This window comes from Arthrobacter sp. YN, from assembly GCF_002224285.1.
GTDB lineage: Bacteria > Actinomycetota > Actinomycetes > Actinomycetales > Micrococcaceae > Arthrobacter.
The window spans coordinates 1,082,664-1,105,842 of the sequence record NZ_CP022436.1; the positions used below are offsets into that span (position 1 = coordinate 1,082,664).

The 23,179-nt window shown below is 62.1% G+C and carries 19 protein-coding genes, 2 pseudogenes and 1 riboswitch; of the genes and pseudogenes, 15 read left to right on the forward strand and 6 right to left on the reverse strand.

The features are described from left to right. Nucleotides 1-87 precede the first annotated feature (87 nt). Complete coding sequence (locus CGK93_RS05040; RefSeq protein WP_089593872.1) at nt 88-1,626, reverse strand: APC family permease; 1,539 nt, start codon at nt 1,624-1,626, stop codon at nt 88-90. Nucleotides 1,627-1,638: 12 nt separating this feature from the next. After that, a pseudogene (locus CGK93_RS05045) lies at nt 1,639-1,797 on the reverse strand (agmatine deiminase family protein); the annotation flags it as partial. A gap of 273 nt (nt 1,798-2,070) precedes the next feature. On the opposite strand from CGK93_RS05045, the gene CGK93_RS05050 reads away from it, so the two are divergent. Then, a complete protein-coding gene (locus CGK93_RS05050) occupies nt 2,071-3,393 on the forward strand; it encodes an HNH endonuclease (protein ID WP_089593873.1) in 1,323 nt (440 codons plus the stop codon). A 75-nt stretch (nt 3,394-3,468) separates the two neighbouring features. Here CGK93_RS05050 and map read toward each other — a convergent pair whose 3' ends face one another. Continuing rightward, nucleotides 3,469-4,248 carry a type I methionyl aminopeptidase gene (map, locus tag CGK93_RS05055; RefSeq protein WP_089593874.1) on the reverse strand — a complete coding sequence of 260 codons (780 nt, stop codon included), beginning with the start codon at nt 4,246-4,248 and terminating at the stop codon, nt 3,469-3,471. 68 nt (nt 4,249-4,316) lie between these two features. On the opposite strand from map, the pseudogene CGK93_RS05060 reads away from it, so the two are divergent. Beyond that, nucleotides 4,317-4,618 (forward strand): annotated as a pseudogene (locus CGK93_RS05060) (helix-turn-helix domain-containing protein). A gap of 18 nt (nt 4,619-4,636) precedes the next feature. Here the strand turns inward: CGK93_RS05060 and CGK93_RS05065 are convergent. Then, nucleotides 4,637-5,218: a helix-turn-helix domain-containing protein gene (locus CGK93_RS05065; protein WP_089593876.1), complete on the reverse strand. Its 582-nt coding sequence runs from the start codon at nt 5,216-5,218 to the stop codon at nt 4,637-4,639. A 129-nt stretch (nt 5,219-5,347) separates the two neighbouring features. Between CGK93_RS05065 and CGK93_RS05070 the strand changes: the two genes are divergently transcribed. Then, the gene (locus tag CGK93_RS05070) at nt 5,348-6,328 is read left to right on the forward strand and encodes an NAD(P)/FAD-dependent oxidoreductase (RefSeq protein ID WP_198318447.1); all 981 of its coding nucleotides are present in this window, start codon (nt 5,348-5,350) and stop codon (nt 6,326-6,328) included. A gap of 114 nt (nt 6,329-6,442) precedes the next feature. Then, on the forward strand, nt 6,443-6,667 hold the full coding sequence (locus tag CGK93_RS05075; protein ID WP_089593878.1) for a hypothetical protein: 225 nt from the start codon (nt 6,443-6,445) through the stop codon (nt 6,665-6,667). Between the two features lie 126 nt (nt 6,668-6,793). On the opposite strand, the gene CGK93_RS05080 is transcribed toward CGK93_RS05075, so the two are convergent. Continuing rightward, nucleotides 6,794-8,017 (reverse strand): amidohydrolase, encoded by a 1,224-nt coding sequence (locus CGK93_RS05080; RefSeq protein ID WP_089593879.1) that lies wholly within the window; start codon nt 8,015-8,017, stop codon nt 6,794-6,796. 90 nt (nt 8,018-8,107) lie between these two features. On the opposite strand from CGK93_RS05080, the gene CGK93_RS05085 reads away from it, so the two are divergent. After that, nucleotides 8,108-8,767 (forward strand): cyclodeaminase/cyclohydrolase family protein, encoded by a 660-nt coding sequence (locus CGK93_RS05085; RefSeq protein ID WP_089593880.1) that lies wholly within the window; start codon nt 8,108-8,110, stop codon nt 8,765-8,767. Nucleotides 8,768-8,814: 47 nt separating this feature from the next. Here CGK93_RS05085 and CGK93_RS05090 read toward each other — a convergent pair whose 3' ends face one another. Next, the gene (locus CGK93_RS05090) at nt 8,815-10,365 is read right to left on the reverse strand and encodes an MFS transporter (RefSeq protein WP_089593881.1); all 1,551 of its coding nucleotides are present in this window, start codon (nt 10,363-10,365) and stop codon (nt 8,815-8,817) included. Nucleotides 10,366-10,437: 72 nt separating this feature from the next. Between CGK93_RS05090 and CGK93_RS05095 the strand changes: the two genes are divergently transcribed. The 10 genes from CGK93_RS05095 (at nt 10,438) to CGK93_RS05135 (ending at nt 23,167) form a co-directional block, all read left to right on the forward strand. Further along, nucleotides 10,438-10,977 carry a TetR/AcrR family transcriptional regulator gene (locus tag CGK93_RS05095; RefSeq protein ID WP_089593882.1) on the forward strand — a complete coding sequence of 180 codons (540 nt, stop codon included), beginning with the start codon at nt 10,438-10,440 and terminating at the stop codon, nt 10,975-10,977. Nucleotides 10,978-11,069: 92 nt separating this feature from the next. After that, nucleotides 11,070-11,167, forward strand: a riboswitch (glycine riboswitch). 179 nt (nt 11,168-11,346) lie between these two features. Next, on the forward strand, nt 11,347-14,193 hold the full coding sequence (gene gcvP, locus CGK93_RS05100; RefSeq protein WP_089593883.1) for an aminomethyl-transferring glycine dehydrogenase: 2,847 nt from the start codon (nt 11,347-11,349) through the stop codon (nt 14,191-14,193). Between the two features lie 10 nt (nt 14,194-14,203). Beyond that, nucleotides 14,204-15,337, forward strand: coding sequence for a glycine cleavage system aminomethyltransferase GcvT (gene gcvT, locus CGK93_RS05105; protein WP_089593884.1), 1,134 nt, complete (start codon nt 14,204-14,206; stop codon nt 15,335-15,337). 261 nt (nt 15,338-15,598) lie between these two features. After that, entirely contained in the window at nt 15,599-15,985 is a 387-nt protein-coding gene (gene gcvH / locus CGK93_RS05110) for a glycine cleavage system protein GcvH (protein ID WP_089593885.1), read from the forward strand. 469 nt (nt 15,986-16,454) lie between these two features. Further along, nucleotides 16,455-17,867 (forward strand): L-serine ammonia-lyase, encoded by a 1,413-nt coding sequence (locus CGK93_RS05115; protein ID WP_089593886.1) that lies wholly within the window; start codon nt 16,455-16,457, stop codon nt 17,865-17,867. 38 nt (nt 17,868-17,905) lie between these two features. Continuing rightward, nucleotides 17,906-18,727 carry a DNA/RNA non-specific endonuclease gene (locus CGK93_RS05120; protein ID WP_089593887.1) on the forward strand — a complete coding sequence of 274 codons (822 nt, stop codon included), beginning with the start codon at nt 17,906-17,908 and terminating at the stop codon, nt 18,725-18,727. A 703-nt stretch (nt 18,728-19,430) separates the two neighbouring features. Then, nucleotides 19,431-19,589 (forward strand): hypothetical protein, encoded by a 159-nt coding sequence (locus CGK93_RS23460; protein WP_157731611.1) that lies wholly within the window; start codon nt 19,431-19,433, stop codon nt 19,587-19,589. A gap of 163 nt (nt 19,590-19,752) precedes the next feature. Beyond that, complete coding sequence (locus CGK93_RS05125; RefSeq protein ID WP_089593888.1) at nt 19,753-20,436, forward strand: ABC transporter transmembrane domain-containing protein; 684 nt, start codon at nt 19,753-19,755, stop codon at nt 20,434-20,436. Nucleotides 20,437-20,647: 211 nt separating this feature from the next. Further along, nucleotides 20,648-21,736, forward strand: a complete 1,089-nt coding sequence (locus CGK93_RS05130; RefSeq protein WP_089597207.1) for a lipid II:glycine glycyltransferase FemX — start codon at nt 20,648-20,650, stop codon at nt 21,734-21,736. 114 nt (nt 21,737-21,850) lie between these two features. After that, nucleotides 21,851-23,167, forward strand: a complete 1,317-nt coding sequence (locus tag CGK93_RS05135) for a peptidoglycan bridge formation glycyltransferase FemA/FemB family protein (protein ID WP_089593889.1) — start codon at nt 21,851-21,853, stop codon at nt 23,165-23,167. The last annotated feature ends 12 nt before the right edge of the window (nt 23,168-23,179 follow it).

A 23,179-nucleotide genomic window follows, 5' to 3' on the forward strand; every position in this document is an offset into this window, starting at 1 on the left:
CGCGGGGTCGCCGAGAACGTACGAAAGCGGCCAGTTCGCCGGAACTTTCCGGGTGAACTGGCCGCTTTCCGGCGTTTTCGACGCTCGTTATTCAGGCACTACCAAAGCCGGGGTATCCTTCCGGATGGTCTCGCCGCGGAAGAAACCGGGCCGGACGCGGGACATGATCAGCATGACCACGGCGCCCAAAACCAGGATTCCGATGCCGAGGACGAATACCAGTCCCACTCCGAAGATCTCGGACCCACTGCCAAACTCCGGAGCCCAGCTGTCCACTGCGGTCTGCAGGAACACCACGAACAGGCCTACGCCACCGAACAGCGGGCATACGAGCCGCAGGAAGAAGTTCCGTGCACTGGCGAACACGCTGTTACGGAAGTACCAAACACAGGCGATGGCCGTGAGCCCGTAGTAGAAGCAGATCATCAGGCCCAATGCCAGGATGGTGTCGTTCAGGACGTTCTCGCTGATCACGTGCATCACCGCGTAGAAGCCCGCGGACAGGACGCCGGCCGCAATGGTGGCGAAGCCCGGCGTCGAGAACTTCTTGCTCATAAGGCTGAAGCGTTCCGGCAGGGCGCCGTAGTGCGCCATGGCCAGCAGGCTCCGCGACGGCGATGTGAAGGTGGACTGCAGGGACGCAGCGGAGCTGGAGAGCACGGCGAGGGACATGAGGATTGCGAACGGACCCATCACCGGTGATGCGAGTGCGGTGAAGACATTGGCGTGGTTTTCCTCGTTGTTCAGGCCGATTCCTGTGTCACCCACGCCGGCGAACATCATGGTGGCGATGGTGACCAGCAGGTAGATGCCCAGGACGATGACGGCCGTAAGCGTGCCCGCAAGGCCGGCGGTCTTCTTGCCGTTGGCGGTTTCCTCGTTCACGGTCAGGCAGACATCCCAGCCCCAGTAGACGAAGATCGACAACGAGATGCCGGCTGCGATCTGGCCAAAGGTTTCGATCTTGGTGACGTCGAACCAGTCCCAGCTGAAGGGAACAGCTGTCTCGGACGTGGACCAGTTGGCGAATGCCATGCCCACGAAAAGTCCCAGGACCAGCAGTTGGAAGCCCACCAAGCCGTACTGCACAATCTTGGTGGTGTGCAGGCCGCGGTAGCTGATCCAGACCGCCAACGCCACGAAGACGAAGCATGTGGCCACGTTCAGGAGCTTGTTGGAGGCAAGATCGGCGAGCTCTGGTGAGCCGGTGGCCTGCGCCAGGAACAGGTAAAAGAAGTCCACGGCGACGCCCGCCAAGTTGGACAGGACAATGATGTTGGCCGCGAGCAAGCCCCAGCCGCCCATCCAGCCCACCCACGGTCCGAACGCCTTGGTGACCCAGGTGAACGTGGTGCCGCTGTCCGGGGAATCAGCGTTGAGTTCCCTGTAGGCGAGCGACACCAAGATCATCGGGATGAAGCCGATCAGGAAGATCACGGGCAGTTGCAGCCCCACTTCGTTGACCGTAGGGCCAAGGGCGCCCGTCAGCGTATACGCCGGGGCGATGGTTGAAATGCCAAGAACGACGACGGCGAGGAGCCCCAACTGCCCCGTCTTCAGTCCCTTGCCGCTGATGTCGTGCGACGTTGCAGCGTCGCTGCCGCTGCGGCGGATTGTCTGGCTCATGTGAGGCCCTTTCTAGATGGCCGAAGGCTGTTGCTGCGTGATGCAGTGCATGCCGCCGCCCCGGGTGAAGAGTTCGCGCGTGTCAACACCGATCACGCGGCGTCCGGGGTAGGGGTCGGCGAGAATGCGTTGTGCTTTCCCGTCCATGGGGTCGTTGAAACTGCAGGGAACTTCTAATGATGGCGGGGTACGTGTCCCGGGCTCGACGCGGGCCCGGGAATGGGGGCTTCGAGGCAGGCAGGTTTCAATCATGGCGGCATGTACTCCGGTGAGACGACAGTCACTAAATGAATAGCGTTCATTTAGTATGGCGCGAGTCACTCCCAAAGTGCAAGGCGCGAACCGAACGGCTTCCAATCATGACCGGCATCCGGTCCGGGGATGGTTCGCTCACTGGGTTGGGCGGGGGCTAAAAATGTCAGTGCTCCCTGCGAGAGTTGGGGTATGAAGCAGATTCGGGAAGGGCAAGCGAGGACGGCGGTCTCTGCTGTGCCTCTTCCTGCTCTGTCTCGAGGGGTGGCTCAGGCCGGCACTGTCAGTGGCGATTTGATTGGTCAGTTGCGGGTGTTGGAGGAGATGAAGTCGGCTATTTCCGGTTTGCAGGCGCAGATTGCTGTGGCGTTTGATCTGGCGCAGCGGGTTGAGCAGGCCGAGGCCGGGTTGCCTGAGGCGGAGCGTGGCAAGGGTGTGGGTGCGCAGGTGGCGTTGGCGCGGCGGGAATCACCGAACCGGGGATCCAGGTTGGTGGGTTTGGCCAGGGCACTGGTGCTGGAGATGCCACACACGCTGGCGGCGTTGAACTCCGGCCGGTTGAACGAGTGGCGGGCCACACCGCTCGTAAAGGAAACAGCCTGCCTCAGTGTTGAGGACCGGGCCGCGGTGGATGAGGAACTGGCTCCCGACACCGGGACTTTCGACGGGAAAGGCGACAAAGCGATTATCGCGGCCGCCAAGGCCGCCGCCTACCGGCGCGATCCTCGGTCGGTGGCTCAACGGGCCAGCCATGCCGCAAGTGAGCGGATGGTGAGCCTGCGCCCGGCGCCGGACACCATGACGTACCTGACAGCGTTGTTGCCGGTGGCCCAAGGCGTGGCGGTCTATGCTGCGTTGACTCGTGGTGCGGATTCGGCCCGTTCCAGTGGTGATCCCCGGGGCCGTGGACAGGTCATGGCCGACACCCTGACCGAACGCATCACCGGCACCCCGGGCGGGGTTGCCGCGGTTGAACTCCAGCTCGTCATGACCGACCGGACCCTCTTCGAGGGCGATTCCGAACCCGCCCGGCTCCACGGCTACGGCATCGTCCCCGCACCTTGGGCAAGAACCCTGATCGGTGCGGAAGAACCCCACACCCGGGTCGGGGCAAACGCCGCGACAGCGCAGGATCAAAACTTTACGGTCTGGGTCCGGCGGCTCTACACCGCACCCGGGAGCGGGGAACTCCTGGCCATGGACTCCAAAGCCAGGCTCTTCCCACACCGACACCGGCGATTCATCCAAGCCCGCGACCACACCTGCCGCACCCCGTACTGCGACGCGCCCATCCGGCACATCGACCACATCGTGCCCTGGCACTCCGGCGGAACCACCACCCTGGACAACGCAGCCGGACTCTGCGAAGCCTGCAACCACACCAAAGAAAACCCCGGCTGGACCGCCACACCCCTACCCGCAGAAACCCACACACTGCACATCAGCACACCCACCGGACACACCTACCAATCCAAAGCCCCACCACTCCCCGGACACCGACCCTCCAGAACGTGATGCAGGGAAGTAGCAACAGCTGCCCGGATGGGGATCCGATGGGCCTTTTCGCTTCCGCTGCCGGGTCGCTTACGTCTAGTGAGCCAGCGTCGGCAAAGTAAGGATTTCGGCTTCACCGTCGGTGATGGCGATGGTGTGTTCGCTGTGCGCTGTGCGGCAGCCGGTCACGCTTCGGAGCGTCCAGCCGTCCGCGTCTGTGACCAATTGTGCGGTGTCTGCCATCACCCAGGGCTCCAAAGCGAGTAGCAAGCCGGGGCGGAGTTTGTATCCGCGGCCGGGCCGTCCCATGTTGGGAACGTGGGGATCTTGATGCATGGTTGACCCGATGCCGTGGCCGCCGAACTCGGTGTTGACGGGGTAGCCGGCGTCAGTGAGGACCGAACCGATGGCATAAGAGATGTCTCCGATGCGGGCTCCTGGCCGGGCAGCCGCAATCCCGGCTCGCAGGGCACGCTCGGTGGCGTCAATCATTGCAACGCTCTCGGATGGCTTGGATTCACCCACAATGAAGCTGATGGCCGAGTCGGCTGCGATTCCATCTTTCAAGACAGCCAGATCGAGGGTCAGCAGGTCGCCGTCGGCCAGTGCGTAGTTTCGGGGCAGGCCGTGCAGGACGGCGTCGTTGACACCTGTGCAGATGTAGTGGCCGAATGGTCCGCGGCCAAAGGAAGGAGCATAGTCGACGTAACAGGAGACGGCCCCGGCTTCGAGGATCATGGACTTTGCCCATCGGTCTATGTCCAGGAGATTTGTGCCCACTGTTGCCCGGCTTTTCAGCGTCTGCAGGATGTTGGCAACCAGCGCGCCTGCCTCTTTTGCCCGGTCCAGTTCGGTGGGGCTCAGGATCTCAATCATTCGGCACCTTTCTCGTATGTAACCAATAACTATCCCGGCCATATTATCCCGGTATTACAATTGGAGCCATGGTCAGGTTGCCGCTAACACCCGCAGAGGCCGAGCGCGGACAGCGTCTTGGTGCCCTGCTGCGTCGCGCCCGGGTGACCGCTCGATGCTCGAGACCGCCCTTGATGCCCGAGTCTCCCCGGAAACGCTCCGGAAGATCGAGTCGGGCAGGGTGGCTACTCCGGCGTTTCCCACGGTGGCCGCGATTGCTGACGTCCTTGGGTTGTCCCTTGATGAGGTGTGGTCAGAGATCAACCGCCCTGCGCCCGATGCTGAGCCGGCAGCTTCCCGCCGGAACGCTCGGGAATGGCTTGCCTCCTAGTCCCACCGGGCGCCCTTCCTATCGCTTGGGGCGTGCCCGCACGTGAAGGCGTTCGCCTTGCTGGCCGAACAGGGTAAGGAGCTCGACGGGCTCTGACGTGGCACTGGCAAACCAGTGCGGAGTTCTGGTATCGAATTCCGCCACCTCGCCCGGCTTGAGGACAAAGTCGTTCCCACCCAGCACCAGCCGGAGCTTGCCGTTGAGGACATACACCCAGTCGTAGCCCTCATGTGATTGCGGCGTCGGGGTTTCTTTGCCCGTGCCACTCTTCAGGATCATTTTGAACGCCTGGATTCCGCCGGGACGTCGAGTCAAAGGAACGGCGGTTCCCCACTCGTGAACGTGCGGCTTGAGGTGAATCCGCGGATCACCTGTTTGCGGGGCGTCAATCAATTCTTCGAGGGGGACTTGATGCAGCCTCGCTATGGGGAGGAGAAGCTCCAGTGTTGGCTTGCGTTGGCCCGATTCCAACCTGGACAGCGTGCTGACGGAAATGCCCGTCCCTTCCGAGGCTTCTGCGAGGGTCACGTTGCGCTGTGTCCGCATGGCGCGCAGGCGAGGGCCGACGGCGTCGAGCACGGTGCTGAAATCGGTAGTCATGCCCACAGTTTGCCATATTGGCAAACTTCCTTGCTGATTCATTCAGTCATGGCCAACCATGGAAGGAGCGGCGAACGGCCGCTGGATACGCCTGGAGGCACAGTGAGCGAAGAAGTAACAGACCGTCAGATGGCCGGGGAGTATGACGTCGTTGTGGTGGGGGGTGGCGCAGCTGGGTTAAGTGCCGCCGCGACGCTGGGCAGGGCCTTGCGGTCCGTTCTCGTCATCGACGCCGGAGAGCCCCGGAACGCGCCCGCCGCCGGGGTTCACGGATTCCTATCCCGGGACGGAATCGACCCGCGGGAACTGCTGGAACTGGGGCGGACCGAAGCCCGGCACTACGGGGCGGACGTCGTGGAGGGCGTAGCCGTTGCGGCACGTTCGACGGCGGACCTCACCGCCGGAGCGGAACCCGCCTTCGAGGTGGAGTTGGCGGACGGCCGGACCGTGGGTGCCCGCCGCTTGCTGGTCACCACGGGTTTGACGGACGTCCTCCCGGACATCGAGGGCATCCGGGAACGGTGGGGCCGCGATGTCCTGCATTGTCCCTACTGCCATGGCTGGGAGGTCCGGAACAAGGCGATTGGAATTTTGGGCTCAGGGCCGATGGCTTTGCACCAGACACTGCTGTTCCGTCAATGGAGCCCCAACATCACGCTTTTCCTCAATGACGTCGTGGAACCGACGGAAGAAGAATGGGAACAACTTGCTGCCCGATCCATCACTGTGGTGGACGGCAAAGTCCAAGCGCTGGAAGTCGCTGACGACGCGTTGAGGGGTGTTGTCCTGGCTACGGGCAAAGTGATCCCCATGGAAGCTGTGGTGACCGGACCGCGTTTGGAGGCCAGGTCCACTGTGCTCGAGTCTTTGGGAGTTCCGTCGGTGGAGCACCCCATGGGCGTAGGAAGCCACGTGGAAGTAAACCCGATGGGCGGCGCAACATCGGTGCCAGGTGTCTGGGCTGCGGGAAACGTCGCGGATCTCATGGGGCAGGTCATGGCTTCTGCTGCGTCAGGAGTCATGGCGGGCGCTGCCATCAACGCCGATCTCATCATGGAGGAGACCACGTCGGCTGTGCGGGAAGCGCGCCAGGCAGCTCTATCCCACTAGTTCGGGTGCAGCCGCGCCGCGCACAGTGATCCAGCCGATCACAAAGCACAAAACCATCGACGTGCAGGCCCGGTCAGAGGACGATTAAGGGACAGCCGTTAAAGGAGGTTGGGTATGTGCTACGCGTACTACGACGACTTCGAGCGGCGCACGAAGAAGGACTCCGCGCGCAAGCCCGAGACGCACACGTCTGATGCAAAGTCCGATGCCAAGAAGGAAGAAGCCCCGGCGGAGAGCCGTCAACGGACGGAAGGAACGTTGTGGACTTTCCTGGCCCGCCGCCGCAGGGAATCCGAGGTTTCCGAACCGACGATGAACCGCATCCGCGAGAGAGTCTAGGCATTCACTGCCACGGTCAAGGAATCTGGACCTGCTCGAAGCAATCTGGACCTGCTCGAACAAGAAGGTGAAGGCGCTGCGCTCGCAGCGCCTTCACCTATGCCGGCGGACTGGCTGGCTGGAACCCTAGGACGGAGTGGCCAGGAACTCCCGGGCAGCCGCTACCAGGGCTTCCGTTCCTCGTGTCAGCGTTGGCTGGATAACCGGCGCAAAGTACGGCGAGTGATTCGACGGAATGTCCTCGGGAAGGCGACCCGTTGAGGCGAATTCCTTGAACAAGGCAGGCTCGGCGCCACCCAGGAACCAGAACACCAGCGGAGCACCGGCAGCCTTGGCCAAGACTCCCACGTCCTCGCTTCCGGACACAGGCCCGGGGTCGATAATTTGTGTCTCGCCAAACTTTGCCTTGAAAACTGCCGACACCCTCTCGGTGGCAGCTTCGTCGTTGACTGTCAGCGGGAACCGTTCTTCGAAGTGGATTTCCGGTTCCTTGGGAGCACCTGAAGCTGTGGCTTCCCCCTTGGCAATGCGCTCAATTGAACCGAGGATCTTATCCCTGGTGTCGTCGTTGAAAGTGCGGACGCTAAGGCCCAGGGTTGCCGTTTCCGGGATGATGTTGTTCTTGGTCCCTGAGTGAATCTGTCCCACGGTTACCACAGCGGAGTCACTGGCTGCGAGTTCACGCGAGACGATGCCCTGCAACCTGACAGTGGTTGCAGCAGCCATCAATACCGGATCAACAGTGGTCTCCGGACGCGATCCGTGGCCCCCTCGTCCATGCAAGGTGATGTTGAGGGAATCGGCGGACGCCATAGTGACGCCGGGACGCATGCCGAACCATCCGGCGGGGAAAGGGGCCACATGTTGACCCAGAACGATGTCCGGTTTCGGCACCATGTCATACAACCCGTCGGAAACCATGGTTTCTGCCCCGCCGCCCCATTCTTCGGCCGGCTGGAAGAGGGCTATCAGGGTGCCTTGCCACTCATCACGCTGCGCGGCCAGGACCTCCACCGCGCCAACAAGGCAGCTCACGTGCACGTCGTGGCCGCACGCATGCATGACGGGCATGTCCTTGCCCTCATGATCGACACCTACAGCCGTGCTCGCATAGTCCAAACCCGTTGCTTCCTTGACCGGCAACGCATCCATGTCTGCCCTGAGCATCACCACCGGTCCGGGCCCGTTGTGCAGAACACCAACAACCCCGGTCTTTCCGATGTTGCGGTGAACTGTGAAGCCGAGGTCTTCAAGACAACCCGCGGCGATCCCGGCGGTTCGGGTCTCCTGGAAGGACAATTCGGGATGGGCATGCAGGTCTTTGTAGAGCTCTTCGAGGTCAATGGTCATGAGTCTGCCCTTTTCGTTCGACGCCTAGGTCTGGCCAGTGTATCCAGCCCAAAGCTGCAAAGGCTGGGAAGCCCCGGCACACTGGATGGCATGAAAGATTCTGAATCAGTCACCACTCAGCAATCCACTGTGGAGGTTTGGACCAAGGCCTTGGCGGAATCCACCGGTTCGCCGGGCGGGGGTGCCGGGACCGGGGTCATGCTCTCCATCGCGGCCGCGTTAACGTCCATGGTGGCCGGATACACCGAAGCGGAGGAAGCCCAGCGTGAACAGCTCGGTGGCATCCACGCCCGCGCCCGTGCGCTCCGCCAAGCTGCGCTTCAATTAGCCGACGACGACGCGTCCGCCTCCGACGCTTTCGGCGGCGCCTTCCGCCTCGACCCCGGTCCGGAACGAGACGCAGCGATTCATCAGGCCTCCGTCGATGCTGCCAAGGCTTCAGCCGTCCTGGGGGAGCGCGCCATCAACGCCATCGAGGACCTCGGCTGGCTTGCTTCCAACGGGAACCCGGCGCTGATCGCCGATGTCGTTGTGGGCTTTGGAGCCCTCCGTGCGGCCATAGCGGGAGCTCGAACCAACGTGAGCTTCGACCTCGGGTCGCTGACCTCCGCCGGCACCACGCTCCAGGAAGTCAGGGAACAGCATCCAGAGCTTTGGAATACGGTGACCCGGCTCGGCGACGCCCTCGACAGAATCGACGAACTGACTGCCGCCGTCGACGAAAAAGCGGCGCCGACCGAAGCTGTCTAGCTTCAGTCGGCACCGCGTTTACTACTGCGCCTTCGGCGCTGTGCCCACTACTGCGCCTTCGGCACACGCCGGAGCACGACGGCGGCGAGCACTGCCGCGCCGGCCATCAGGACCAGCCCAATCGCCGCAGTGATGTGGACGCCGGACTCGAAAGCTGCCCGGGCGGCGACTGTCAACGCTTCCGACAACGGAGCCGGGAGTGCGGCTGCCGCATCAACAGCACCGGCGAGGGTTTCCCCGGACTTCCCAGCGGCCTGCGAGGAGACGCCGTCCGGAATGATGAGGTTGTGCTGGTAGGAAGCCGTGAGGATCGAGCCGAGCACAGCCGTTCCCAGAAGCGACCCCAGTTCATAGCCGGTCTCGGAAATGGCCGAGGCCGCGCCGGACTTGTCGGCAGGTACGGAGGCCAGGATGAGGTCGTTGGAGATGGTTTCCGCAGCACCGACGCCCACGGCGAGAACGGTCAGGGCTGACAACAGGAAAACGGGTCCGCTGCCGTGGTCGCCCACCACCACAATCAAGTAACCGACGGCGCTGAGCGTCAGACCCGCGGCGACAACGAAGCCGGGGCGGACACGCTTGACCAGCGGCACCACCAGCAGGCCTGCGATGACTGTTGCCAGGAGGGCAGGAATCATGGCGATGCCTGCTTCCATGGGGGACTGTCCCTCAACAAGCTGCAGGTGCTGGGCAAAGAAGTAGATGAAGCCCGTCATGGAGAACAAGGACAGCACGTTTGCCACGATTGCCGTGCTGAACACCTTGTTCTTGAACAAGGCGACGTCCAGCATGGGGTTCTCGATCCGCTGCTGGCGGCGAACGAACAGGATGCCCATCACCAGGCCGAAGCCCATGAAAGCCGCAGCCGATGCTCCGAAGCCGTGAACTGCGAATTCCTTGATGCCGTAGACAAACGGGGCCATGGTGACCACGGACAGGACAATGCTGGTCACGTCGACGCGACCAGGATTGGCGTCCTTGGACTCGGGAATGAGGAGCCGGCCGAAGGCCAGAAGCGGCAGGAGCAGGAACGCTGCCACCAGGAAGACGGCACCCCACCAGAAGTGCTCCACCAGCCAGCCGCCGAAGATCGGGCCGAGCGCCGCGCCACCGGAGAACCCGGCAGCCCAGACGGCGATCGCAAGCCGCCGGCGGTTGGGATCGGTGAAGATGTTCCGGATCAGGGACAGCGTTGAGGGCATCAGCATGGCGCCGAAGACACCAAGGCCCGCGCGTCCGGCAATCAGCCATTCAGCGGAAGGCGCGAACGCCGTAGCAGCCGAAACCGCTGCGAATCCGGTGCTGCCGATCAGCAGCAGCCGCCGTCGTCCGATTCTGTCACCGAGGTTGCCCATGGAAACGAGCAGCGCGGCGAGGACCAGCGGATAGGCGTCAACAATCCAGAGCAGTTGAACGCCGCCCACGTCCAGGGAGCGGGCGATCTCGGGCAGGGCGAAGGTGAGCGCGGTGTTGTCGACGGCCACCAGCAGCACCGGGAACATCAGGAGTGCCAGTGCCGTCCAATCGCGCCACGGTGCTGCCTGGCCCATATCGGGACGGGCGGAACGGGGTGCTTGGGTTGAGGACGGCGAGTACATATCATTTACTGTACCGTCCAGACGGTACAGTTTCAAATATAACCCGGCGAGCCTTTAGGGAATGATGGACACATGCCACGAAAACCAGTTGCCCGGGATGCCGTCCTGGATGCTTTCGAAGCCCTCCTTATCGAGGTGGGGGAGCGAGCTGCCACACTCGACGCCGTTGCCAAGCGCGCAGGGGTGTCCAAAGGCGGGCTGCTCTATCACTTCCCCAATAAGGAAGCGCTGATCACGGCCCTCCTTGAGCGCTTGGATCTCTTGGCCGACGAGGACACGGAACTGATGAAGGCGTCGCCCGATGGTTCCGCCGCCTACTTCATCCGCTCCTCGCTCTGGGCTGACACGCCCATGGATCGGGCTTTTGTCGCCGTCACCAGGTTGGCTGAGGTGGCCCACGAGGAAACGCGTCGCAGGTTCGCCGCCATTCAACAGCGGTGGCTGGACGTGCTCGCCGAGGACGTCGGCCCGGAGGTCGCCAAAGCTGTGAGCTACATGGGTGACGGCCTGTATTTCAATGCCATCTTCGAAGGTGGGCAGGAGGGTGGCAATGCCGGGCGGGAGGCCGACGTCGAAATCCTGCTCGGAGTCCTCGAGCGGCTGCGGAAGTAGCAAGGAGTCCATTTGCGGCGGCGCCCCCGACGTAGGACAATTAACCCTTGTGGCCTGCCCTGATCGGGGTCATACATAACTGAAAATGCCTTTGATCTGCGGCGGGAGAGTCCTGCAAGCACGTGATGCAGGCGCCGTAGGAGCAAACCCTCCCCAGGAATCTCTCAGGCCCACGCACCGCCGCGGCGAGGCAACTCTGGAAAGCAGCAGGCACTCTGCCCACCCAAGGGTGACAGAGTGCTGTGCTCACCGACGGTGCAAGCGATGTTGTTGATGCAACGCGCGGAAACTCTCAGGTCCAATACAGAGCGGGGAGGAACCCAGCCGCTGTGGCGTACCCAAACGCTGCCCAAGTAATGGAGTTCCTTCGTGACGGTTAGTTCTGCCTCCACCACCTTCGTCGATCGGCATATTGGCGCCCGCCGCCAGGCCGACATTGAGACCATGCTCAAGTCCGTCGGCTACGACACTGTTGATTCGCTGGTTGACACCGCCGTCCCGAACGACATCCGCCAGGACATTGCCCTCACCCTGCAGAACGCGTTGAGCGAAGTTGAGGTTCTGGCCGAGCTCCGCAAGCTCGCGTCCAAGAACAAGACCGCTGTCCAGATGATCGGCCAAGGCTACTACGACACCGTGACCCCGCCGGTGATCCGCCGCAACATCCTTGAGTCCCCGGCCTGGTACACCGCCTACACCCCGTACCAGCCGGAAATCTCGCAGGGCCGCCTTGAGGCTCTCCTGAATTTCCAGACCATGGTCCAGGACCTGGTCGGCCTGCCGATCGCCAACGCCTCCCTGCTGGATGAAGCAACGGCCGTGGCCGAAGCCGTCCTCATGATGCGCAGGGCCAATAAGAACAAGGCTGTACAGGACGGTAAGACTGTCCTCGACGCCGACTGCCTCCCGCAGACGATCGCCATTGTGAAGGGCCGCGCTGAGGCTCTCGGCTTCGAGGTCGAGGTTGCCGATCTTTCCCTCGGTCTCCCGGAAGGCGCCATCAACGGCGTCGTCCTCCAGCAGCCGGGCGTTTCCGGCCGCGTGTTCGATCACTCAGCTGTGATCGCCGAGGCCAAGGAGCGTGGCGCGCTGGTTACCGTCGCCGCCGACCTCCTGTCCCTCACTCTCATCACCCCTCCGGGCGAGCAGGGTGCGGACATCGCCGTTGGCTCCGCACAGCGCCTGGGCGTTCCGTTGTTCTTCGGCGGCCCGCACGCCGCCTACATGGCGGTCCAGAAGGGCCTCGAGCGTTCCATGCCCGGCCGCCTGGTGGGCGTTTCCAAGGACGACGCCGGTGTCCCCGCCTACCGCTTGGCGCTGCAGACCCGAGAGCAGCACATCCGCCGCGAGAAGGCCACGTCCAACATCTGTACCGCCCAGGCGCTGCTGGCCATCGTGGCCTCGATGTACGCCGTTTACCACGGCCCCGAGGGCCTCAAGGCGATCGCTGAAACCGCGCACGGCCACGCCCGCACCCTGGCAGCGTCACTGAAGGCTGCCGGCGTCGAGGTCCTTCACGGCTCCTTCTTCGACACCATCACGGTCCGCGTCCCCGGCAAAGCGGCCGAGATCGTCGCTGCCGCCGAGGCCAAGGGCATCAACCTGCGCGGCGTTGACGCTGACACGGTGGGCATCTCCGTCGATGAGACCACCACGTCCGAGATTGTCGGCGGTCTCCTTGATGTCTTCGGCGCTTCGGTTTCCGAAGCTGTTGAAGGCTTCGCGATTGAGGCTTCCGTGGAGCGCACCAGCGACTTCATGCAGCACCCTGTGTTCAACACCCACCGCTCCGAAACCCAACTCCTGCGCTACATCCGGAAGCTCTCGGACCGCGACCTCGCGCTGGACCGCACCATGATCCCGCTGGGTTCCTGCACCATGAAGCTCAACGCCACCGCTGAGATGGAAGCCATTTCCTGGCCGGAGTTCGCCTCCATCCACCCGTTCGCCCCGGATTCCCAGACCGAGGGCTGGCGTGAACTCATCTCCGACCTCGAAGCACAGCTGACCGAGATCACCGGCTATGACCAGGTCTCCATTCAGCCGAACGCCGGTTCCCAGGGCGAGCTCGCCGGACTCCTGGCGATCCGTGGCTACCACCTGTCCCGCGGCGACGAGCAGCGCAATGTCTGCCTCATCCCCGCTTCTGCCCACGGCACCAACGCAGCCTCGGCAGTGCTGGCAGGCATGAAGGTTGTAGTTGTTGCTACCGCGCCTGATGGCACCATCGACCACGTTGACCTCAAGAACAAGATCGAAGCCCACCGGGATGCCCTCTCGGCCATCATGATCACCTACCCCTCCACGCACGGTGTGTACGACGCCGACGTCCGCGAGGTATGCGACGCCATCCACGAGGCCGGCGGCCAGGTCTACATCGACGGCGCCAACCTCAACGCACTCGTTGGGCTCGCCCAGCCGGGCAAGTTCGGCGGCGACGTGTCCCACCTGAACCTGCACAAGACTTTCTGCATCCCGCACGGCGGTGGCGGACCGGGCGTTGGTCCGGTTGCTGCCAAGGCGCACCTCGCACCGTTCATGCCGGGCGATGCAGCCTCCTGGACCGAAGGCAACGACGTCCCGATCTCCGCATCCCGCTTCGGTTCCGCCGGCGTCCTGCCGATTTCCTGGGCCTACGTGAAGCTCATGGGTGGCCAGGGACTGACGGAAGCCACCAAGTCCGCCCTGCTCGCTGCGAACTACATCGCCTCACGTCTCAACGACCACTTCCCGGTGCTGTACACCGGCGAAGGTGGTCTAGTGGCCCACGAGTGCATCCTGGACCTCCGTGAACTGACTGCCAAGACCGGCGTCACCGCTGAAGATGTGGCCAAGCGCCTCATCGACTTCGGCTTCCACGCCCCCACCCTGGCCTTCCCGGTTGCCGGAACTCTCATGGTGGAGCCCACCGAGTCCGAGGACCTGGCCGAGATCGACCGCTTCATCGAAGCCATGATCACCATCCGCAAGGAAATCGACCAGGTTGCCCACGGCGATTTCTCCGTGCAGGATTCCCCGCTTCGCCACGCGCCGCACACGGCTGCCGCCGTCGTAAGTTCTGATTGGGACCGTGCGTACCCGCGCGAGCAGGCCGCCTTCCCGGTCCACCACCTGAAGCAGGACAAGTACTTCCCGCCCGTAGGCCGCATCGACGGCGCAGCCGGAGACCGCAACCTGGTGTGCTCCTGCCCGCCCATCGAAGACTTCGAAAACTAAAGGATCGGTCATGACTGAGAACTACACAGCTCTTTACGAAGAGCACAAGAAACTCGGCGCGTCCTTCACCGACTTCGGTGGCTGGCAGATGCCGCTCAAGTACTCCTCGGAGCTGGCTGAGCACCATGCCGTCCGCAAATCCGCGGGCCTGTTCGACCTCTCCCACATGGGCGAAGTCTGGGTCGCCGGTCCCGAGGCCGCAGCATTCCTCGATTACGCCCTGGTGGGCAAAATCTCCGCCATGGCCATCGGCAAAGCAAAGTACTCGCTGATCTGCCAGGAAGACGGCGGCATCATTGATGACCTCATCACGTACCGCCGTGGTGACCAGAAGTTCCTGGTGGTTCCGAACGCCGGCAACGCCGCGGTTGTTGCCGCCGCACTGTTGGAGCGCGCCGCCGGGTTCGACGTCGTAGTTGAGGACGCCTCCGCTGAGACCTCGCTGATTGCTGTTCAAGGGCCGCTGGCCGAAGCGATCCTCCTTCGCCTGGTGCCCGCTGAACAGCACGCACTGGTCACCGAACTGAAGTACTACGCGGCGGTTGACGTCCCGTTCACGTTCGACGGCGGCACGCAGGAGCTGCTGCTGGCCCGCACCGGGTACACCGGCGAAGACGGCTTCGAGATCTTTGTCCCGAACGAGTCCGCAGCCGCCCTCTGGCAGGCCATCGCCGACGCCGCTGAAGACGGCGAACTCACCCCGGCCGGCCTCGCATCCCGCGACTCCCTGCGCCTCGAAGCGGGCATGCCCTTGTACGGCAACGAGCTCTCCCGCGAAGGCAACCCCTTCGCAGCAGGACTCGGCCCCGTGGTGGCACTGTCAAAGGAAGGCGACTTCGTTGGCAAGGACGCGCTCGCTGCGTTGAAGGCCGACGGTGCCGGCTCCACCAGCGGACGCAAGCTCGTTGGCCTCAAGGGGCTGGGGCGCCGCGCCGGACGCGGACACTACCCGGTCCTCAAGGACGGCGCAGTGGTTGGCGAAGTCACGTCCGGCCAGCCGAGCCCCACGCTCGGCTACCCGGTAGCGTTGGCGTATGTCGACGTCGAGCACTCAGAGCTTGGTACCGGCCTGGACATCGACCTTCGGGGCAAGAGCGAGCCGTTCGAAGTTGTCGCACTGCCGTTCTACAAGCGCCAAAAGTAAGCCTGAAGACTTTGGGACCGACATCCTCCGCGGGCTCGGTCGCTTAGGCGTCCGCTGAGCGGACGCGAAGCTCCCTTGGACGCCCGCTTCCGGATGTCGGTTCCAAAGGGGAGAGTCTTCCGGCGCTTCGTGAACCGCTAAGGTGCTGGGGGAGTGGCGACCTGCCGAAGGCGATCCTTTGCCACACCCCCATGCCAACCGCCCAGACGGCCCCCGCCGCGACACAATTAGATTTAGACCACTCAACCTTAAGGAAAAAGAATGCCCAAAGTAGCGCCCGAACTTCAGTACTCCGACGAGCACGAGTGGGTCTCCCGCGGCGAAGGGAACTCGGTGTCCGTTGGTATCTCCGAGGTTGCCACCGACGCACTGGGTGACATTGTGTATGTTGACCTCCCCGAGGTTGGCTCCACGGTGACCGCTGGCGAGACCTGTGGCGAAGTTGAGTCCACCAAGTCCGTCTCGGACCTGTACTCGCCCGTTACCGGCGAGGTCACGGAGATCAACGACGCAGTTGTCGGCGACCCCGCCCTGATCAACAACGACCCCTACGGTGCCGGCTGGCTCTTCAAGGTGGCCGCCGAGTCCGAGGGCCCGCTGCTCTCGGCCGAGGAGTACGCCTCCAAGAATGGCGGAGACCTCTCCTAGGTTCCTCCGACCGAGAGGACATGGCCCGAAAGGGCCGACGTCCTCTGCGACCTCGGTCGCTTGGGCGCCCGCTGGGCGGACGCGAAGCTTCCTTAGACGGTCGCTGCCGGACGCCGGTCCCAAGAGGCCAGTTACAGGACGACCGTGAGGTGTGGTCAGTCCGATTCGGGGGTTGGCTGCGGAATGTGCTGTGCGCACGGCATGTTGTGCAGCAAGGCCCCGTTTCGGGCGCTCCAGCGAACGAGTCCGCGGAGGACGGCGGCCCAATGGGCCGCACTCAGACAGGTCACCACTCAAGCGCAGTGGCGTAGCGTGGGATTGTAGAACTGAATAGAACTTGCGACGCCGGGTTGCCGCCTTTGGGGGCCATCCGGCGTCGTGCTTCGGTCGATCTCCGCCACAAGCGGGAGAGACCATCCGGCAGGACCATCTGCCGGACCGTTTCAAACTGTATTAAGGAATCCCGACCATGGCTGTTGGTGTTTTCGATCTTTTTTCCGTGGGTATTGGCCCGTCGAGTTCGCATACTGTGGGGCCGATGCGCGCTGCTGCTGTGTTCGCCGGTGAGCTGAAGGACGCTGGTGTCCTGGGCGCGGTGGCCTCGTTGCGCGTTGATCTGTACGGCTCGTTGGCTGCGACGGGTCGTGGCCACGGGACCATGACTGCCACGCTGTTGGGCTTGGAGGGTTACCACCCTGAGCTCATTCTGCCGGACGAGGTGGAAGCGCGGCTCGCTGCGATTGCCGAGACGGGTGTGCTGAACCTGGCTGGTGCGTCCGGTGAGGGTGTGGAGTTGCCGTATGCGGTGGAGGATATGGTGCTGCATCCGTTGACGGTGTTGCCGCGGCATACGAACGGGATGAAGTTTGCTGTCTCCGATGCTGAGGGAAACATCGTGCGGGAGGCGACGTTCTTTTCGGTCGGTGGCGGGTTCATTGTCCGTGAGGGTGAGGAGAACGCGGCTCAGCAGGAGTTGGAGGAGTCGAAGAAGGAGTTGCCGTTGCCTTTTAGGACGGCGGCGGAGTTGATGGGGCGGTGTTCGTCGAAGGGTTTGGGGATCAGCGACATCATGTTCATCAACGAGCGGGCGTCCCGGTCCGAGGAGGAGATCCGGGAGGGTTTGCTGCATATCTGGTCGGTGATGGAAGCCTGTGTTGAAACCAGTTTGAAGCGTGAGGGTGTGCTGCCCGGTGGGTTGAAGGTTCGTCGTCGTGCTCCTGATTGGTTGGAGCGGCTGCTGAAGGAGGACAAGGACCGGAACGATCCGAAGTATTGGCAGGAGTGGGTGAACCTGATCGCCCTGGCCGTCAATGAGGAGAACGCCTCCGGTGGCCGGGTGGTCACGGCGCCGACCAATGGTGCTGCGGGGATCATTCCTGCGGTGCTGTATTACGCGTTGAATTATGCTCCGGGCATGGACAAAGCCTCCCAGGCTGATAAGGACGATGTGGTGGTGAAGTTCCTGCTCACCGCGGGTGCTGTGGGTGTGTTGTATAAGGAGCAGGCGTCCATTTCGGGTGCTGAGGTGGGGTGTCAGGGTGAGGTGGGGTCGGCGTCGTCGATGGCTGCTGCTGGTTTGGCTGAGGTGATGGGTGGTACTCCGGGGCAGGTGGAGAATGCTGCGGAGATCGCGATGGAACATAATTTGGGGTTGACGTGTGATCCGATCGGGGGGTTGGTGCAGATTCCGTGTATTGAGCGGAACGCGATCGCGGCGGCGAAGGCTATCAACGCGGCGAAGATGGCGCTCTGGGGCGACGGAACACACCGGGTCTCGTTGGATGAGGTCATTGTGACCATGCGGGAAACGGGCAAGGACATGTCCCATAAGTACAAAGAAACAGCGATGGGCGGCCTCGCCGTCAACGTCGTCGAATGCTGAGTCTGTTTACTGTCAGTGCCTAGTGCCATGCTGTATCCATGAGCGGGGGATACGACAGGGATTTTTTGAGGGCACGCCTTGAGCTGCCCAGTCCGTCGGCAACGACGATTCTTTTGGACTACATCCACTTCTCCGTGCGCTTCCGGGCTGCCCGGAAGCTCGCGGCGATCGTGGGGGTCAACATCCACGGCAAGGAACTGAATCCACTGGCCCGTGAGGGCACCTGGCATTTCGACGACAGGATTCCCAGGGGACAGCAGGCCGGGCCGGACGTTTACAAGAACAATGCTTTTGACCGCGGCCACCTGGTGAGACGTCTGGATCCCGTCTGGGGTGACGCGGCCACGGCCAAGAAAGCCAACCAGGACACGTTTGCCTTCACCAACGCTGCGCCGCAGGTGGATGACTTCAACCAAGGCAAAGAGCTGTGGGTAGGGCTCGAGGATCACGTGCTGAGCCACGCCGATGCCCACGACGCCAAGCTCAGCGTTTTCACGGGACCCGTCTTCCTTGACGATGACCAGCCCTACCGCGGCGTCCAGATCCCGCGGAAGTTCTGGAAGATCGCGGCCTGGACCAACGATGCCAAGCTGGCCGCCGTCGGGTTCGTCCTTGACCAATCGCCGCTGCTGGGCAAAGTGGAACTGAAAAGGGCCATCGACCAGAAGCTTCTGGAAGGGGAGCCACCCCCGCTGGGACCGTTCCGGACCTTCCAGGTTCCCATTGGGCAGATAGCAGACCTGACAGGACTGAGCCTTAGCAGGCTCACCAACGCGGACCGGCTCGTCAGCGGCCAGCGTGAACTGGGCAGGCAGCCGAAGGCGATCCAGTTGGAGAGCCCGGACCAGATCCGCTTGTAGGCATCTAAGAGCCCTCTATGCCGCATCGGGTGCAAGCACTATTCCTCCGGTTGACTCATCAAGAAAGGGCCGGGTTCAGGACGGGGTGCTCGAGCTGACGGGCTGGCATCGGGACTTTCCGCGTTCATTATCGCGGTATGCAGTGGATCCTCGTGCTGTGCCGGTCCGATACCAAGCTGGGGTCCTTGCGGCATGCAGCATGTACTCGCTGTTTTCCCGTTACCCTCGCCCGTTCCCGCCCTGGAACAGTAACGACGGCGCCCGGGTAGACCAGAAGAACTGGGCGCCGATCCGCGAACAAGTCGGCTCCTTGCGCGACGACACCGGCTGAAGTGGTCTTGCGGCTCGCAGGTAACCACAGCACACAGTGACCCTGAGAAAGAGAAGACTGTGCCGAAGACCAGTGACGTCTCTGCTGTTTGACGACCATCCTCATGGAACCAAAGGTCACAAGTTGATTACATGTTGTAACTTCTGCGTCATGATTTTGAGTCAACGGTTTCCATATTTTCGGTTTGCATTAAATTGTGGAATCTGTTTGACTCGGCAAGGATTCACAAATCGATGGTTGTATTGCACTTGAAATCAGGAGCTGCCCGGTCTGGTTATTCTGCGGATAGCTTCGGGCATTTTCCGGATTGATGCGTGATTTGAGGCCTGGCGACGACTGGCAGTCCTCGTAACTTATTGAGGGGAATACGTTATGAAAGAAAAACTCATTGCCGGAGCTCTGGGAGCTGTAGTCGGCACGATTTTTTCGGTGATCGCGACTCCGATAGCTGGCCTGGGTATAGGCATTGCCGTCTTCGGCGGCGCACTGTCTGATTTCTCCCGGCAAAAGCGTCGCCGGGTCAAAGGCTAGCGTCGCCACACTAACTCACTTGAGGACCTAATTAGGCTCCTTCGTAGATTCTTTCACCCTGGTCGTTCTTTGGTGCGCCCGGAAGAGCCCGCTGCGTCAAGCAGCGCACGCTGAAAGTAATTGGCTGACTTAGCCTTTGCCGTACTCATAAAGTCAGTCCATTATGCCCATTTGGGGAGGGTGCTTTCCGGCGCCCAAGCTCGTTGCGGGCGCTGTCGATTCCCTGTTCGTGATTGTCTTCGTGATCTACGTTTTGGCCGTTTCTCCGCTGTTCGCGGTCCTGACTGTTCTGGCTTCTGTTTTTCCCGTCGGCATTGTCCTTGCTATTCGACGTCCTATATTGGCCGCAAACAGACGTGAGATAGCCGCTGATTCACAAGTACAGGCATTTGCTGTTGATGCTGTGCGCAGTATCGAACAACTTGCCGCATTCCGTCAGATGGGTGCTGTGTACGCGGAGTGGCAAAGACTCTTTTCAAGCTATTTCCTATATGCCGGAAAGCGACGACGTTTGGACGCAGCGGCCCAATGGATCGTTGCCTTTTCCCGGCTCGCAACGCCTTTGCTCCTCCTTGTGGTCGGAGCACTCTTGTCTGCCGACGGGTCCATCAGCATTGGCTCAGTATTTACACTGTCCGTTCTGGCTGGCTTCGTCCTGACACCTGTGTATAACCTCGTTTCGCTAGTTCGTGATGTGCAGAGCCTTCGCGTTCATTTGGACAGGATGAATGACATCCTGGAAGAGGGAGTTGGGAGCAACAAATGCCTTCTACCGAGGACTACTACAGGCCCCCGGGATGTGTCGCAGGGTGCGGACAAGAGTGAACAATCCAGCGCGGGGAGATGATCAACGGTGGTGCTGATGGTCCGGCCGTGCGCCTCTTCTTGCTTGCCCTCCCGGACCCGGCTTCGCCGGGGGCAGCGATTACAACGCCTCAGCTACCCATGCCCGCCAGCCAGTCCCAGCCCGGAATCGCCGATTTCGCTTGGCCCGATAGACTTGGAGCTGCATGCCGCATGCGCACTTCGCTTTTGAACACTGCACCAAAACCCTGAGATTGGACACGGCCACCTTGCGAGAATTTACCGCCCGCTTTGCCACCGCCGAGGAAATCGATAACTGGGACAAGCACGTCACGGCGAACCCCAACGGCGGCAACATGCTGCAGTCGGACGCCTACGCGGCAGTCAAGGACGGTAACGGCTGGTTGGTCCGCCGCCTGGTGGTGGAGACCTCCGATTACTCCAGCTACAACCTCCTCTTGGAAAAGAAGTTCCCGGTCATGGGCCGGCTTTGGTACCTGATCAAGGGCCCGGACGCTGCCGCCGTGGAAGACATCAGCCCCATGCTCAAGGCCATCTCCACCCTGGCCAAGGAGCAGAAGATGAACGTCTTCACCATCAAGATCGAGCCGGACGTCGTTGAATCGCCAGAGGGTGCAGCACAACTCAAGGCCGCCGGACTGGTCAAGGCTCCCAATATCCAGTCCAACGACTCCACCGCGCTGCTGGACATCTCGGCGCCCGCCAACGAGGTCCTCCGCAGCATCTCCTCACGCGCCCGCAACGCTGTCCGCAGGGCCGAACGCGAAGGGTGCGAGGTTGTGCAGGGAGAGCCCGGCGAGGACAGTTACCGCAAGCTGTACGCCCTCATGCGGAACACCATGGACGCTAAAGGTGCCATGCCGCTGCGGAGCTACGAGTACTACGCAAAGTTCTGGGAAGAGTTCTCCAGCCGCGGGCAGGGCCACTTCTTCTTCGTCCATGAGGACGGCGCACCCAGTGTTGGTGCTTTCGTGATCAGCTACGGGTCAAAGGCCACGTACAAGGACGGTGGATCCACCCAGAACCGTAAGCAGTACGGCGATTCCCACCTGGTCCAGTGGGCAGCGATCCAGCGCATGCAGGAGCTCGGCTGCGTGGAGTACGACTTCTGCGGTACGCCGCCTGCCGCAAGGATCAAGGACAAGAGCCACCCGCTCTACGGCCTGGGATCGTTCAAGACGAGCTTCACCAAGACCGTCACGGACTTTGTGGGCTGCTACGACCTCGTCCTCGGACCTGTCCGATACAAGCTGTGGCTCAAGGGTGCGGAACGCATCTTCCGCCGACTCGAGACCATGCGCACCGGCGGCCAGTTCTACTGACGGCCACAACAGCCAGCAAGCCAACCAACTTCAGGCCCGCCCCGGCCACCAACGGGTGCAAATCTACTTTTAGGTGAGGTAATTTCTTTGACTCCGATTGAGGCTGGAACCGCCATGGAATTCGTGATTCTCAGTGACGCTGATTTCGAGACCTTTGCCAAGGGACACCCGCAGGGGAGCTTCATCCAGTCCATGGACCTCACGCGATTCCAGCGTGCCCGTGGCCAGGAAGTGGAGCTCTTCGGGATCAGGCAGAGTGGCAGCCTGATCGCTGCGGGAAAGCTCGTCTACTCGTCCAACCGCCTGGGCTACAAAATCGCAGACTGCGCCAAGGGACCACTGATGGACTACAGCGACCCCACGGTGGTGCGCTTCGTCGTCGAGCAGTTGAAAAAGCACGCAGCCTCGAAGAAGGCCGCTGAACTGCGGATCTCACCCAACATCCGGTACATCGCGCGCGACGAAGAGGGCGCAGAGCACCCCGAGGTGGAGGACAACCGGCCCCTGCTCAAGGAATTCGAGGGTTTGGGCTTCAAGCACCAAGGCTTCGACATGAACTTCGCCAACATCAACTGGATGTTCATCAAACAGCTCGACGGGATTGCAGATTCCGAAGAGCTCATCATGGGCATGAACTACCGCACCCGCAAGGCCATCCGTAAAGCCGAGAAGAACGGTGTGTACCTGGAACAGGCCACGCTGGAAACGTTGGATGAGTTCTACAACGCGCTGAGTACCGCCGGAGATGAGAAGGGCTTCACGTACCGCGAACGCGAGTACTACGAGCAGCTGCTCCGCAACACCTCGGACGAGTTCACCAAGCTCATGATGGCCAAGATCAACATCCCTGAGTACCGGGCGTCCATCACGGAACGGCTGGAGGCTGAATCAAAGACCCTCGCAGACCTCAAGCGTGAAGTCGAAGAGACTGGCAGCAAGAAGAAGGCCAACCGCGTCAAGGTAGTCCAGGACCTCGTGGACAGCTATGAGCGCAGCCTCAAGGACATCGAACGCTTCCCGGACTCCGTAGGCGTGGCCACTGTGGCTGCCATCCACTTCGCATGCTCGGGCGACGAACTGGTGTGCGTCATTGGCGGCACCGTGCAGGACTATATCTACTTCAACGGCGCTACGTCCCTGTACTGGGGCATGATGCTGCACGCGCTCAACAACGGATACTCGCGCTACAACTTCTACGGCACGTTCGGTATCCAAGGCCAGGATGAGACCGGCCACGGCGGCTACGAATTCAAGAAGGGATTCGGGGGCGAGGTGGTCCAGCTGGTGGGGGACTTCGTTGCACCGGTGAACCCGCTCATCTTCAACGCCTACCGCGTGGTCAGGAAGCTCGCAGGCGCTGCCCAGACAGTACTGGGACGATTGCCACTGGAGAAATTGCCGGTAGTAGGAAAATTTCGGAGGAACCGCTAATCACACAAGCCA

What these genes read in the sequence shown, in the direction of transcription:
- CGK93_RS05115 (WP_089593886.1), top strand. Translation starts at nt 16,455, where the DNA reads ATGGCTGTTGGTGTTTTCGATCTTTTTTCCGTGGGTATTGGCCCGTCG.
- CGK93_RS05050 (WP_089593873.1), top strand. Translation starts at nt 2,071, where the DNA reads ATGAAGCAGATTCGGGAAGGGCAAGCGAGGACGGCGGTCTCTGCTGTG.
- CGK93_RS05070 (WP_198318447.1), top strand. Translation starts at nt 5,348, where the DNA reads ATGGCCGGGGAGTATGACGTCGTTGTGGTGGGGGGTGGCGCAGCTGGG.
- gcvT (WP_089593884.1), top strand. Translation starts at nt 14,204, where the DNA reads ATGACTGAGAACTACACAGCTCTTTACGAAGAGCACAAGAAACTCGGC.
- gcvH (WP_089593885.1), top strand. Translation starts at nt 15,599, where the DNA reads ATGCCCAAAGTAGCGCCCGAACTTCAGTACTCCGACGAGCACGAGTGG.
- CGK93_RS05125 (WP_089593888.1), top strand. Translation starts at nt 19,753, where the DNA reads ATGCCCATTTGGGGAGGGTGCTTTCCGGCGCCCAAGCTCGTTGCGGGC.
- CGK93_RS23460 (WP_157731611.1), top strand. Translation starts at nt 19,431, where the DNA reads ATGAAAGAAAAACTCATTGCCGGAGCTCTGGGAGCTGTAGTCGGCACG.
- CGK93_RS05135 (WP_089593889.1), top strand. Translation starts at nt 21,851, where the DNA reads ATGGAATTCGTGATTCTCAGTGACGCTGATTTCGAGACCTTTGCCAAG.
- CGK93_RS05065 (WP_089593876.1), bottom strand. Translation starts at nt 5,218, where the DNA reads ATGACTACCGATTTCAGCACCGTGCTCGACGCCGTCGGCCCTCGCCTG.
- CGK93_RS05120 (WP_089593887.1), top strand. Translation starts at nt 17,906, where the DNA reads ATGAGCGGGGGATACGACAGGGATTTTTTGAGGGCACGCCTTGAGCTG.
- CGK93_RS05085 (WP_089593880.1), top strand. Translation starts at nt 8,108, where the DNA reads ATGAAAGATTCTGAATCAGTCACCACTCAGCAATCCACTGTGGAGGTT.
- CGK93_RS05040 (WP_089593872.1), bottom strand. Translation starts at nt 1,626, where the DNA reads ATGAGCCAGACAATCCGCCGCAGCGGCAGCGACGCTGCAACGTCGCAC.
- map (WP_089593874.1), bottom strand. Translation starts at nt 4,248, where the DNA reads ATGATTGAGATCCTGAGCCCCACCGAACTGGACCGGGCAAAAGAGGCA.
- CGK93_RS05095 (WP_089593882.1), top strand. Translation starts at nt 10,438, where the DNA reads ATGCCACGAAAACCAGTTGCCCGGGATGCCGTCCTGGATGCTTTCGAA.
- CGK93_RS05090 (WP_089593881.1), bottom strand. Translation starts at nt 10,365, where the DNA reads ATGTACTCGCCGTCCTCAACCCAAGCACCCCGTTCCGCCCGTCCCGAT.
- CGK93_RS05075 (WP_089593878.1), top strand. Translation starts at nt 6,443, where the DNA reads ATGTGCTACGCGTACTACGACGACTTCGAGCGGCGCACGAAGAAGGAC.
- CGK93_RS05080 (WP_089593879.1), bottom strand. Translation starts at nt 8,017, where the DNA reads ATGACCATTGACCTCGAAGAGCTCTACAAAGACCTGCATGCCCATCCC.